The following is a 12484-nucleotide window of genomic DNA, read 5'->3' as shown; positions in this document are numbered from 1 at the left end:
AGCCCAGCGGGAGCAAGCTCCCTCGCCACAGGGGCAATGCGGTTGTGAATCAATGGTTCATCGTCGCCTGCCCCAGCAGCTTCTGGTCGATATCTTCCAAGCGCAGCACGCGACCGCCCGTGTCATTGGCGAGCTTCTGCGCGGCCTGGGCGTCGGCGAACGAGGCCAGGACGACACCCATGGCGCCCTTGAGGCCGGAGCCGACGACGAACCAGGCCGTCCGGGCATCGATCAGGTGAGCATCGTCGGGGGTATTCCAATGGCTGCGGCCCATGTCGTGGACGTACAGCTTGACGTCAGCCCGATGATTCTCCGGTTGCAACCACCAGCCGAGCATTTCCGCTGGCGAGCAAAACTTCTTCACGCCTCCCGCCCCGACCGCCGCGCCCTTGGGTCCGGGAAAGTCGGTGATGACCATGCCGCAGACGTGGCACTCATCACTGGAATGGAATGCCGGCGCCGCCTCGCTGGCCGACGGCGGTTCAGCCTTGCCGCACGCCACCAGCGTCAGGCAGATCAACAGCCGGGCCGCCCAAAACAACCTGCTCATCATCGCTTGCTCCTTATCAAGATCAGAAACTCATGGGCACCGGCGACTGAACAGCCGATAGGCCAACCACAACGGGACGGCCAGCCACACGCCCAGGCATAGCCAGAGCCAACGCCCGGACACCGGCAGGTCGCTGCCCAGTGTCAACACCGCAGCGCCGCTGGAGGCGGAATCGAAACCCGACAGATTGATCAACCGGTACACGTCGGTCGGGTTCAACAGCAGCAGCCAGGGCAACAGGTCAGGCTTGAACCGGCCCTCGCTGAGCACCAGCAGCGCCAGCAGCACCAGGTCGAACACCAGCACGAAGAAAAACCAGACGCCCAATGCCAGCCCGGCCGCGGTGGATTTCTCCGCCGCAAGGCTGCTCAGCACATAGGCCAATCCGAGGAAAACCCAGCCCAGCAGAGTGCTGGACAACATGAAGCGGCCAAAGGCCCAGAGCAGCAGGCTCAGCTCAACATCGTCCACCAGCAAGGCGATGGCGAGCATCGCGCAGCCAAAGCCTATGACCGTCGCCAGGGTCAGGATCAGGCCGTGACCGACAAACTTGCCCAGCAGCAGTTGGCCGCGTCCCAGCGGATAGGTCAGCAACAGCAGCAAGGTGCCGCTCTCGTCCTCGCCGACAATGGCGTCATAGGCCAGGAGCAAGGCAATCAGTGGCATCAGGAAAGTCGCCAGGCTCGACAGACTGGCCACCGTTGCCGGCACCGAGGTAAAGCCCAGCTGACCGGAAGCCGCCGCGCCAAGCCAGGCAATGCCGATGGCCAGGGCCGCGAACAGCAGACTGATCGCCAACAGCCAACGATTGCGCAGGCCATCGCTCAATTCCTTGCGCGCCATGTTCCAGATCGGGCTCATCGCACACCCTCCTCCGCTTCTGCGCGGACCATGTAATGGCGATACAGATCTTCCAGAGACGGCGGCTTGATCTCGACATCCGTCGGGTCGTCCTGGGCCAGCAACTGGCGCAGCAAGGCCAGTTTGCTGCCGTCCGGCGCAGACACCTGCAAACCCGCGCGCCCCCAGCCCTGGATCACATGCCCTTCGCTGCGCCAGTGCTGTTGCAGGTGATCGGCGCGGGACAGCCCCGAAGCGCGAATCAGCGTCGGCAGGCCGGCCTCCTGACGCAAGCGGGCCAGGCTGCCCAGGGCCAATAGGCGCCCGCGGGTCAGGATCGCGGCGCGGTTGATGTGCGCCTCGACGCCCGGCAACACATGGGAGCAGAGAATGATGCTGGTGCCCTGCCAACGCAGGCGATCAAGCAACTGGTACAGATCCTGGGTGGCGGTGGGGTCCAGGCCCACGGTGGGCTCATCCAGCAGCAACAGTCGCGGCTGGCCGAGCAGCGCCTGGGCCAGGCCCAGGCGTTGGCGCATGCCCTTGGAGTAGGTGCGCACGCGGCGCCGGGCCGCGTCCGTCAGCCCCACTTCTTCCAGCAGCCGCTCGACCTGTTCCGGCGCTGCGCCCTTGAGCCGGGCGAAATGACGCAGGGTCTCGAGCCCGCTCAATTGCGGGTAGAACATCACGTTCTCCGGCAGATAGCCGAGCAATTGCCGCACATCCGGGTCGCCGGGATCGCGACCGAAGACCCGCACCTGCCCCGCGCTGGCGCGCAGCAGGCCGAGGATCAGTTTCATGGTAGTGGTCTTGCCGGCCCCGTTGTGCCCGAACAGGCCGAGCACTTCGCCCTGGGCCAGGTTCAGGTTCAGGTCACGCAGCACGGCGACGTCGCCATAGAGCTGGCTGACGCCTTCGATCTCGACGACGTTCAAGACGCGTCCTCCTGGGCAGTGTTGCTTTGCGGGGTACGCAGCGGTGTTTCCATCAGCGGATGGCTGTCCATCACCCCGGGCGACTTGATCACCGGGAACGCCCGCTGCACCCAGCGCAGCAGTTCGATCCCCGGGCTGTTCATCAGCAGCCGCACCTGTGGATAGAGCCAGAGCAGCCGGTCTACGTTGTCATTGGGTTCATAGGCCACGTCGCCGAGCCCGTCGCCGTTGCGATCCCATCCCAGGTAATCGCTCCAGTAATTGCCACGCCCCTCGGCGGACCATTCCTGGAGCCGCGTGGCGACGTATTTGACCTGGCGCTGGTTATGGACGAAGGCATTGCCGGCGATGCGGTTGTCCTCCGAGCCGGCGGTCAGGTGAATGCCCACGGCGCTGCGCTCGAAATGATTGCCTTCGATGCGGTTGAACAGCGAGTTGTAGATGAACAGCGCCTTGCCTTCGGCACCGGTGATCATGGTGTCGCCGGTCGTCCCGTCGCGTACATCGCTGACGAAGTTGCCCTGCAAGGTCGAGTAAGTGATGTAGTTCATCAGGATCCCGTAGTTCTGGTCCTGTTCGGAGCGATTGCCGATCACCGTCAGCTGGCGGCTTTGCATCAACGCGTAGCCGGTGCGGGTGCGCCGGGTGACGTTGTCCAGCAGCCGGTTATCGTTGGCGAACATGTAATGCACGCCGTAGCGCAGGTCCTCCAGGGTGTTGCCCTGAAGCAAGTTGCCGTTGGAAGTGTCGATGTAGATACCGTCGCGGGTGTCGCGTACCTGATTGCCAATGACTCGGGCGCCATGCACCGCATACAAGTGGATGCCGTTGCCGCGGTCCTGGGAGCGCAGGCTCGGGTCGCCCTGGATGCGGTTGTCGACCAGGCTCACGTCTCGCGTACCATCGACCCAGATGCCGAAGCCCTGGCCTTGCATCCGGTTCGAGCGAACTACGGCGCCCTGGGCGCCCGGCTGGATGAACACCGCGGCATTCATGGCCGTCAGGTCATGGCCCCAATCCAGGAAGGTACAGCCCTGGACCTGGACATCCGGTGCACGGATAGTCAGGCCATTACCCTCGCCCTGCCCCCGCAATACCGCGCCCGGTTCACAGGTGAGGGTCATGGTTTGATCGATGCTGAACGCGCCCTGGTACTGACCGGCAGGCAAGCGCCAGTGCCGCTCCCCGTCGGCCTGCAAAGGCAGATCGGTGATCGACTGTGGCGCGCTGAACACGCCGCCCGAGAGCAGCCAGAGCACCAGCGCAATGACCGGTTGCCGAGCGTCGCTTGCAAGTCGTCGCATGTCTCCGGTCATTGCAGTCTCCCAGATCCGCCGGCTCAGGCTTTTTCAACCAGCATGCGCCCGACCATTTCCATGTGAAGGGCGTGGCAGAACCAGCTGCAGTAGTACCAGTGCAGGCCGGGCTTGTCGGCGATGAAGGTGATGGACGAAGTCTGTTGCGGGCTGATTTCCATGCTCACGCCATGGTTGGTCATGACGAAACCGTGAGACACGTCCTCGATCTGGTCGATGTTGGTGATGGTGACCGTCACCTCGTTGCCCTGCTTGACGGTGAACTCGGTCAGGCCATAGGCCGGCGCCATGGAGGTCATGTACACCCGCACCTTGTTACCGTCGCGGATGACCTTGTTGTCGGTCTCAAGATTGATGCCGTCCTTCTTGGCTCGCTCCACGGTTGGGGCGAAGAACGGGTCGTTGCGGTTCCAGATTTTCTGGGTCTTGATCTGGTCCCGTCGGGCGAGGATGCAATCGTGGGGTTCGGCAAACGCCGGGCCGTCGTGCACCAGTTTCATCTCTTCACCGGAGATGTCGATCAGTTGGTCGTTCTCCGGGTGCAGCGGCCCGGTGGGCAGGAAGCGGTCCTTGGAGAATTTGCACAGCACCACCAGCCACTTGCCATCGGCCTCGCTGGTCTCGGTCAAGGACGCATGGTTATGCCCGGGCTGATACTGCACATCGAGCTTCTGCTTGATGTAGTTGACCTTCTCACCTTTGTAGGCGCGGATGGCTTCGTCCATGTTCCACTTCACCACCTGGCTGTCGATGAACAGCGTGGTGTAGGCATTGCCGCGTCCGTCGAAGGTGGTGTGCAGCGGGCCCAGGCCCAGCTCCGGCTCAGCGACGATCACCTCGCGCGGGTCCTTGTAGCGCCCGGCGAACAGGTCATCCAGTCGGTCGATGGCGATCATCGAAACGGTGGGCGACAGCTTGCCATTGGCGATGAAATATTTGCCGTCGGAGGAGGTATTGCACCCGTGGGGGTTCTTCGGCACGGGAATGTAGCGAGTGAATTCAGAGTCCTTGCCATCGGTCTTACGACCATCGACCACCGGCACCTTGGAGCCTTCGAGAGTGATGAACTTGCCGGCCTTGATCGCCGCTTCGATCCGCGGGATGTTGAACACCACGACCCAGTCGCGCTCGTTGCGCATCATGCCGCCCAGGTCGTAGGCTTTCTCCGAGTTGTAGCAGGTGCTCGCAGCGTATTTGCCGGTGTAGTCGGCGTCGGAGTTGTCCAGGTTACCGTCGACAATCACCTGGAACGCCATCTCCATTTTCTCGGCGTCGATGGCGTTGAACATCGTATAGCTGTTCTTGTCTTGCAGGTCGAAGGTACGGCCGTCGTTGGGGTGCGGGATCACGAACTCGGCGTTGGCGAACACATACTTGGTGTACGGCACCTTTTGCAGGCGCAGGCCGTGGATCGCCTGCACGTTAGGCACGGTGAGGATCTTGTCGCACTTCATGATGTCCAGGCGAATGCGCGCGACCCGGGAATTGGCCTTGTCATTGATGAACAGGTACTTGCCGTCGTATTTGCCATCGGTCATGGAAATATGCGGGTGGTGGCAGTCGCCGTTCTGGTATTTGGCGCTGTCCCCCAGAATCAGCTTGCTTTCGTTGGTCAGCCCCCAGCCGGTGGCCGAGTCGACGTTGAACACCGGAATGCGCATCAGCTCGCGCATCGACGGCACCCCCAGCACCCTCACCTCACCCTGATGGCCGCCACTCCAGAAACCGTAGTATTCATCCAGCTCGCCGGGCGCGACATGGATCTTGGACTTGGCTTCCTTGGCCGCCGCGGCCCAGGATTCGCGGGTGAACGTCCCGGCGCCCAGTGCCGTGGCGCCGGCCAGTACCGCGCCAGTCACCGCGCCCGTGCCGAGGAAGCTGCGTCGGCTTACGCCCCTGGGTTCTGGCGCCATGTCGGTGGTGTCGTTGTTCTTGTCGTTCATGCTAATGCTCCATCAAGAATGAATCGGTCAGGGGGACAGGCCTGAGGGCGCCTCAAGGCGTCGGCGGCACCTGCACCACGGGAATCAATGACCCATCGGTCGTACTCGCCTTGCCGCGCTTCTTGCGCTTGTTGATCAGCGGCGGGCATTTGTTCTCGTTGTGCCAGGTCATCTGGCAATCGAGGCAGTAATGGCATTCGTTGGCGTTGATCCGGCCATCAGGATGAATCGCCTGGATCTCGCATTCCTTGGCGCACAACTGGCAGGGGTTGCCGCACTCCTTGCGACGCTTGAGCCAGTCGAACAGGCGCAGGCGCGTCGGCATCGCCAGGGCGGCGCCCAGCGGGCAGACATAGCGGCAATAGACTTTGCGGGTGAACAGATTGATCAGCAGCAGGCCGGCGGCATACGCCACGAACCACCACTGGCGGTCGAACCTCAAGGTGATAGCGGTCTTGAATGGCTCGACTTCGGCCAGCCGCTCGGCGGTGGCCATGGACTCCAGGGACACGCCGAACAACGCCAGCAGGATGATGTACTTGATGGCCCACAAGCGCTCGTGAACCGCAAACGGCAGCTCGTACTGTGGCACCTTGAACTTGCGCGCCAGTTCGTTGATCAGCTCTTGCAGCGCGCCGAACGGACACAGCCAGCCGCAGAACACACCACGCCCCCACAGCAGGATGCTGGCGGCGGTGAATACCCAAAGGATGAATATCAGCGGATCGGTGAGGAACAGTTCCCAGCGAAAACCTTCGAACAACGCGTGGACGAACGTCAAGACGTTAATCACCGACAGCTGGGCCAAACCATAGCCGCCAAGAAATACCACCGTGAACACCAGGTAACCCCGGCGCACCCAGTGCAGGAGCCTGGGCCGGCGGGCCAGCGCGTCCTGGAAAAAAAGGATGCCCGTAAGGACCAACAGGGCCACGCCGAGCACGCTGATCTCGACATTCTTCTGATACCACAGCGTCAACCACAGCGGCCGGCTGGCCTCTTCGGCCGCTGCCCGTTGCGCGGCGCTGGGCAATGGCCGTTCGAGGTAGGCCTCGGGCAGTTGATAGGCCAGTTCGAAACTGCTGAAGGTGCCGCTCACCGGCCCGGTCTGACGCCGCACCAGCAGTTCCAGGCTCCAGGGCGAACCGGGATCGAAACGATGGGAAGCGCGGATGATGAAGATCGCCATTTCATCGAAGGCCGGCATGTCATCGAGGGCCACGTCATCCAGGCGCTGGAAATCCAGGTCGCGGAAGCTGATGGTGTCGCCGAACTGGCGCAACACCACCCGGTCGAAAATCCCACCGCGCACATACCCCGAGCCCTTGAAGGAATAGCGCCCGCTGCCCATCACCGCGATGGCCTGCTCGCCGGGCTTGAGCGCGGCCATCAGCGTGCGATATTGCGCCTCCCCCAACAGGTTGCGGCCAACGGTGGGCGGGTTGAGCTGGGTGAGGTACAGGTCGATGAAGGTATCGTCCCTCTGCCCGGCGCTGGCGACTTCGATCTGCTCGGCCTCGGTGCCTTTGAAGGAATCGTCCACCTGGCCACGCGTCAGATGCAGGCGCCGCACCGAACCATCGCCGACCAGCGTATTCCAGTCGGCAGCCTGATAGACCTCTTCGCGAATCCGGGCCGGCGCCACTGCCACCGCTGAATCACTCTTGACCAGGCCCAGGGACACCGCGACGTCATGGGCCGCGCGCATGATCACTTCGTTGACCACCATCGCCGTCACGGTGGCACCGGCAATCGCATCCACCGTCACCGCATTCGGGTCGCTGGAATGTCCCACGACGACCCTTTGATTGACCTGGATGCCGCTGTAGCGCGCACTGAAGGCGTGGAGTTTCTCTTCGGCGATGCCGATCAGCAGGATCGGCTCATGGTGTTCCAGCACGTAGGCATCGAGAATCACCCCGGCCGGATCGAGAATCACCTGGACGTTGATCGGCTTTCCCGAGTAAGCGGGAATGTCCACCACGTCCAGGCTCTGGAACACATACCCAAGGACTTTGCCCTCCGCCGACAAGGTGCGCACCTTGAAGCGCCCATCGGGCTCGGAAATCGTCTCGGTCCGGTTCAGGACATGATGAATGCGTTGCTGCTGGATGTCGCCGTAGTCCCTGGCCTGGGCGAGGCTGGTGAATGTCAGCAGGAGTGCGAACAGGCCATGGAGCCAGGAGCGGGAGGGATGCAGCATTGCAAAGGAAAGGGTCATGGACGCCAAGGCTTGTAGGCAGGAACTTGGCGCTCATGGTAGGAGCCTGCCCTTCAGCGGCCCTTGATTGAAATCAACTTGCAAAAAACTGAGTTCCCCACATCAGCCCCAGCAACTCAGGCGCCGTGGCGAGGGAGCTTGCTCCCGCTGGGGTGCGAAGCGCTCCCCATGCAGACTCAACGCGTTCTATCCGATTCACCGAGGCGCCTGGCCTTGGGGCTGCTGTGCAGCCCAGCGGGAGCAAGCTCCCTCGCCACAGAGGATTGGGTCAGTCCCGACCTCCAAGCTCGGCGATCGTCAGCGCAACCCATAGGAGTAAAGCCCTCCATCATTGTTGTCGTACCAATTGCCGTTGCCCCAGAACACCCGATCCTGGTCCGGCTGGAACCCGATGATGCCCAGGTAGCCATCAATGTCCAGGCGTGTCCACGATTGGCCCCAGTCCCTGGAGTAGAACACCCCGTCAGCCGAGATGTTCACGTCCGCCCACCAGTAGAGCCAGCGCGGCGGCTGGTGGGCGCTGGTGGTGTTGACCAGCAGGCTGTTCTGCCCGACCCAGAAGTTTGTCCCGCGCACCTGGCTTGCCGATGGCAGGGGCGAAAACACGCTGGGCAGGTCACCCAGGGTGCGCCAGGCCAGCGCAGTGGTATCCAGTTCGGCGACGACGTCGCGGCCCTGGTTGCCCTGGTCGATAAGGCCGATGACCTTCCCGGCATCGTTCTGGATCAGCCTGGAGACGTACAGGTTGTCGTCACGCTGGATCTCGACGACTCGCCATGGCCCCTCCTCGCGTTGCAGTCGGGCGCGAGTGGTCAGGTTGAACGCAAGATGGTTGCCGACGCCGTCAGGGTTGCTGGCCCAAAAACGCTGGGACACCCAGATGAATGCTTGCCGGGCGTCCAGTTGCAGGACATTGGTCTGCACCTCCCCGTGCTCGCCTCGGTCGGTGTGCCATTGAGTGATGTCCGGATGTTTTTCATGCACTGACGCAGCGGGCACCAGTAACGACTCGGATGCCATGATCGCAGTACTGTTCATGCCACGATCGGCTGAGTAAAAGACCCCGGTGGACACGGCGCCTGGAGTCGCTTCGCCGCTGTCATCCTGCGCAGCGTCCGGTCGTCCCCAGGCCCAGACTTCATCCGCGTTGTGGAAATACGGTTTCAGGCTCCAGGCCACATAATCGGCTTCGGCGAACCAGCCCTTGGTCAACCAGGTCCAGTGTTTGCCTTGGTCGTCGCTGCGAAGCACCACGGTCTGGTTGATGCCTTCGGCGCTTGCCGTTTCAGGCCGGTCGAGCCCGGTCAGCAGGAACAGGCTGGCGCCGTCCGGGCTGGCGACCAGGCAAGCCGCGCCGCTGACGTGGGCCACCAATTGGAACTGGCCTTGAGCATCCAGGCGTGAAATGAAGGAGGTTTCCTCCTCCTCGGGTACGAATAAATGGGCGTAAATCCCGGATGATTGCGGCGCCTTCGGCTTGCCATAGACCACGGTATCGAGGTTCACCACCTCGGCCGCGGGGTTCAACTGGCTCGCATCACCATTCAGGCGCCCGACCAGCCAGGTACCTTGCCCGGTCACGACCACGCCCGTGCAATATTGGGTCATTGCCCGCATCCGGGTATCCTGCACCGTGCCCAGTTGTTGCTGGTCGGGACTGGCACCGCCCCACTCCAGCTTGGCGCTGGTCAGGATCCACATGTACCACAGCGCGGCGCCGCCCAGCAGCGCGACAAACAGAGTAGTGAACAGCTTTGATCGAGGCATGGGGAAGTCCGTATCCAGGGAGAAAACCGGGAAAGCTTTTCTCATCTCTTGCCCCTGGAGTAAATTTTTTTTGCACGAGAACGGATGAAGCCGGTCGCATACTTGTCAACGCTGTGACCCAGGTTCCATTTTCAATTGGCGCCATTGCACCGCCGAACTCAACGCGCCAAAGCAGATGCCCACAAGGAACGCGCCATGCCCTCACGCTCAGGCCCCGCTGCCACTCCTCAACAGCCTGAAGGCACCGGCTTCGTCCGGGTGCGCGGCGCCCGCGAACATAACCTCAAGAACGTCGACGTCGATATTCCTCGCGACGCCCTGGTGGTGTTTACCGGCGTGTCAGGGTCCGGAAAGTCGTCGCTGGCGTTTTCTACCCTCTACGCCGAAGCCCAGCGTCGCTACTTCGAATCGGTGGCGCCCTATGCACGGCGCCTGATCGACCAGGTGGGCGTGCCGGACGTGGACAGCATCGAAGGCCTGCCGCCGGCGGTGGCCCTGCAACAACAACGCGGCTCGCCCAGCGCACGTTCTTCGGTGGGCAGCGTCACCACCCTGTCGAGCCTGATCCGCATGCTCTACTCCCGCGCCGGCAGTTACCCGGCCGACCAACCGATGCTCTACGCCGAAGACTTCTCGCCCAACACGCCACAAGGCGCTTGCCCCGAGTGTCATGGATTGGGGCGGGTCTATGCAGTGACCGAAGCGTCCATGGTCCCGGACCCGTCACTGACCATTCGTGAGCGCGCCGTGGCGGCCTGGCCCATGGCGTGGCAAGGACAGAACCTGCGGGACATCCTGGTGACCCTCGGTTATGACGTCGACATTCCCTGGCGCGACCTGCCGAAGGAACAGCGCGACTGGATTCTGTTCACCGAAGAAACGCCCACCGTCCCGGTGTACGCCGGGCTGACCCCGGCGCAGACCCGAGCGGCGCTCAAGCGCAAGCTCGAGCCCAGCTACCAGGGCACGTTCAGCGGTGCCCGGCGCTATCTGCTGCACACGTTCATGCATTCGCAAAGTGCCCAGATGCGCAAGCGCGTGGCGCAATACATGCGCGCCAGTCCATGCCCTGCTTGCGAGGGCAAGCGCCTCAAGCGCCAGGCATTGACCGTGACCTTCGCCGGCCTGGACATCGCTGAACTGTCCCAACTGCCGTTGCTGGACCTGGCCGAGGTGCTCAAGGGGGTGCTGGCGCCGGCCTACCTCGAACAGGCCGAAGAACCGGGCGAAGTCCTTACGCACCAGCAGACCCGCGAGGCCCGTGAGCAACGCGCGGCCCGGGGCGAGAACCCGCATGCGGGCGGACCGGACGCCCGCCACACGCCGAACCTGTCACTGGAAAAACGCCTGGCCGCGCAACGCATCGCCGCCGAGCTGCTGGAACGGATCGTCACCCTGATCGATCTCGGCCTCGGCTACCTGGCCCTGGAGCGCAGCACGCCTACGCTGTCTTCCGGCGAGCTGCAACGCCTACGGCTGGCAACCCAGCTCAACTCCCAGTTGTTCGGCGTGATCTACGTGCTCGACGAGCCCTCCGCGGGCCTGCATCCGGCGGACAGCGAAGCGCTGTTCGAAGCGCTGCAACGCTTGAAAGCGGCGGGCAATTCGGTGTTCGTGGTCGAGCACGACCTGGACACCATGCGCCGCGCCGACTGGCTCATCGACGTCGGCCCTGATGCGGGTGAACAAGGCGGGACAATTCTCTACAGCGGTCCACCAACAGGCCTGGTTGACGTAGCGCAATCACGGACCCGCGCCTTTCTCTTTGCCGAGCAGTCGGCTGCCGGGCGCCGCCCCCGCGAACCCAAGGACTGGCTGCGCCTGGAAGGCATCACCCGCAACAACCTCGACAACCTCAGCGCGGCCTTTCCCCTGGGCTGCTTCACGGCGGTCACCGGCATCTCGGGCTCCGGCAAGTCCAGCCTGGTCAGCCAGGCGCTGCTGGACCTGGTCGGTGCCCATCTGGGCCAGGCCAGCGCCAACGCCGAGCCCGAGGAGCAGAGCCTGGAAGACGAACCCGTGCAAACCAGCGGCGGCGTCGTCACCGCCGGGCTGGACGTCATCAAGCGCTTGGTCCAGGTCGACCAGAAGCCTATCGGACGTACTCCACGCTCCAATCTCGCCACCTACACCGGGCTGTTCGATCACGTGCGCAAGTTGTTCGCCGCAACCGAGCAGGCCCGGGCCCTGGGCTTCGATGCCGGGCGGTTTTCCTTCAACGTCGCCAAGGGCCGCTGCGAGACCTGCGAAGGCGAGGGTTTCGTCAGCGTCGAATTGCTGTTCATGCCCAGCGTGTACGCGCCCTGCCCGACCTGCCACGGTGCGCGCTACAACCCGCAGACCCTGGCGGTGACCTGGCAAGGCCTGGATATTTCCCAAGTGCTGCAACTGACGGTGAACCAGGCGCTGGAAGTGTTCGCCGAGCAGGCTGCGGCCCGGCGCACCTTGCAGGTCTTGCAAGACATTGGCCTGGGCTATCTGCGCCTCGGTCAACCCGCCACCGAACTGTCCGGCGGTGAAGCGCAGCGCATCAAGCTGGCCACGGAGCTACAGCGCAAGGCCCGTGGCGCGACCTTGTATGTGTTGGATGAACCCACCAACGGATTGCATCCCCAGGACGTGGATCGCTTGCTGGTGCAGCTCAATCGCCTGGTGGATGAAGGTCATACGGTGGTTGTGGTGGAGCATGACATGCGGGTGGTGGCGCAGAGCGACTGGGTCATCGACATCGGCCCAGGCGCCGGCGCCCAGGGCGGGAAAGTCGTGGCGTGCGGCGCTCCAGAGGTGGTGGCGAGATCAGCTGAGAGCCGCACGGCCGCTTTTCTGCAACGAGCCCTACAAACCCCAAGCTGAAAATCGGCCCCTGTGGCGAGGGAGCTTGCTCCCGCTGGGCTGCAAAGCAGCCCCACAAG

Annotated in this window: 8 protein-coding genes; 1 reads left to right on the top strand and 7 read right to left on the bottom strand. The window is 63.3% G+C overall.

The genetic code is table 11. The features are described 5' to 3' along the window. Positions 1–49 precede the first annotated feature (49 nt). The 7 genes from ACLEJR_RS01610 to ACLEJR_RS01580 form a co-directional block, all read right to left on the bottom strand. Positions 50–550 carry a nitrous oxide reductase accessory protein NosL gene (locus tag ACLEJR_RS01610; RefSeq protein WP_440792482.1) on the bottom strand — a complete coding sequence of 167 codons (501 nt, stop codon included), beginning with the start codon at positions 548–550 and terminating at the stop codon, positions 50–52. Between the two features lie 30 nt (positions 551–580). Next, entirely contained in the window at positions 581–1411 is an 831-nt protein-coding gene (locus ACLEJR_RS01605) for an ABC transporter permease (protein WP_440811749.1), read from the bottom strand. After that, complete coding sequence (locus ACLEJR_RS01600) at positions 1408–2325, bottom strand: ABC transporter ATP-binding protein (protein WP_440811747.1); 918 nt, start codon at positions 2323–2325, stop codon at positions 1408–1410. Before ACLEJR_RS01600 ends, ACLEJR_RS01605 begins: the two co-directional genes overlap by 4 nt. Then, positions 2322–3629: a nitrous oxide reductase family maturation protein NosD gene (locus ACLEJR_RS01595; protein WP_440811745.1), complete on the bottom strand. Its 1308-nt coding sequence runs from the start codon at positions 3627–3629 to the stop codon at positions 2322–2324. Before ACLEJR_RS01595 ends, ACLEJR_RS01600 begins: the two co-directional genes overlap by 4 nt. 35 nt (positions 3630–3664) lie before the next feature. Then, entirely contained in the window at positions 3665–5554 is a 1890-nt protein-coding gene (gene nosZ / locus ACLEJR_RS01590) for a TAT-dependent nitrous-oxide reductase (RefSeq protein ID WP_440811797.1), read from the bottom strand. 82 nt (positions 5555–5636) lie between these two features. Continuing rightward, positions 5637–7805, bottom strand: a complete 2169-nt coding sequence (gene nosR, locus ACLEJR_RS01585; RefSeq protein WP_440811742.1) for a transcriptional regulator NosR — start codon at positions 7803–7805, stop codon at positions 5637–5639. A gap of 297 nt (positions 7806–8102) precedes the next feature. Further along, positions 8103–9572, bottom strand: coding sequence for a hypothetical protein (locus ACLEJR_RS01580; protein WP_440811740.1), 1470 nt, complete (start codon positions 9570–9572; stop codon positions 8103–8105). 195 nt (positions 9573–9767) lie between these two features. Between ACLEJR_RS01580 and ACLEJR_RS01575 the strand changes: the two genes are divergently transcribed. Then, positions 9768–12425 carry an excinuclease ABC subunit A gene (locus ACLEJR_RS01575; protein ID WP_440811737.1) on the top strand — a complete coding sequence of 886 codons (2658 nt, stop codon included), beginning with the start codon at positions 9768–9770 and terminating at the stop codon, positions 12423–12425. Positions 12426–12484 lie beyond the last annotated feature (59 nt).

It is taken from the genome of Pseudomonas sp. SMN5 (genome assembly GCF_052041925.1).
In the GTDB taxonomy this organism is placed as follows: domain Bacteria; phylum Pseudomonadota; class Gammaproteobacteria; order Pseudomonadales; family Pseudomonadaceae; genus Aquipseudomonas.
This window is presented reverse-complemented; position numbering and strand designations above follow the sequence as displayed.

What these genes read in the sequence shown, in the direction of transcription:
- ACLEJR_RS01610 (WP_440792482.1), bottom strand. Translation starts at nt 550, where the DNA reads ATGAGCAGGTTGTTTTGGGCGGCCCGGCTGTTGATCTGCCTGACGCTG.
- ACLEJR_RS01595 (WP_440811745.1), bottom strand. Translation starts at nt 3,629, where the DNA reads ATGCGACGACTTGCAAGCGACGCTCGGCAACCGGTCATTGCGCTGGTG.
- ACLEJR_RS01580 (WP_440811740.1), bottom strand. Translation starts at nt 9,572, where the DNA reads ATGCCTCGATCAAAGCTGTTCACTACTCTGTTTGTCGCGCTGCTGGGC.
- nosR (WP_440811742.1), bottom strand. Translation starts at nt 7,805, where the DNA reads ATGACCCTTTCCTTTGCAATGCTGCATCCCTCCCGCTCCTGGCTCCAT.
- ACLEJR_RS01575 (WP_440811737.1), top strand. Translation starts at nt 9,768, where the DNA reads ATGCCCTCACGCTCAGGCCCCGCTGCCACTCCTCAACAGCCTGAAGGC.
- ACLEJR_RS01605 (WP_440811749.1), bottom strand. Translation starts at nt 1,411, where the DNA reads ATGAGCCCGATCTGGAACATGGCGCGCAAGGAATTGAGCGATGGCCTG.
- nosZ (WP_440811797.1), bottom strand. Translation starts at nt 5,554, where the DNA reads ATGGCGCCAGAACCCAGGGGCGTAAGCCGACGCAGCTTCCTCGGCACG.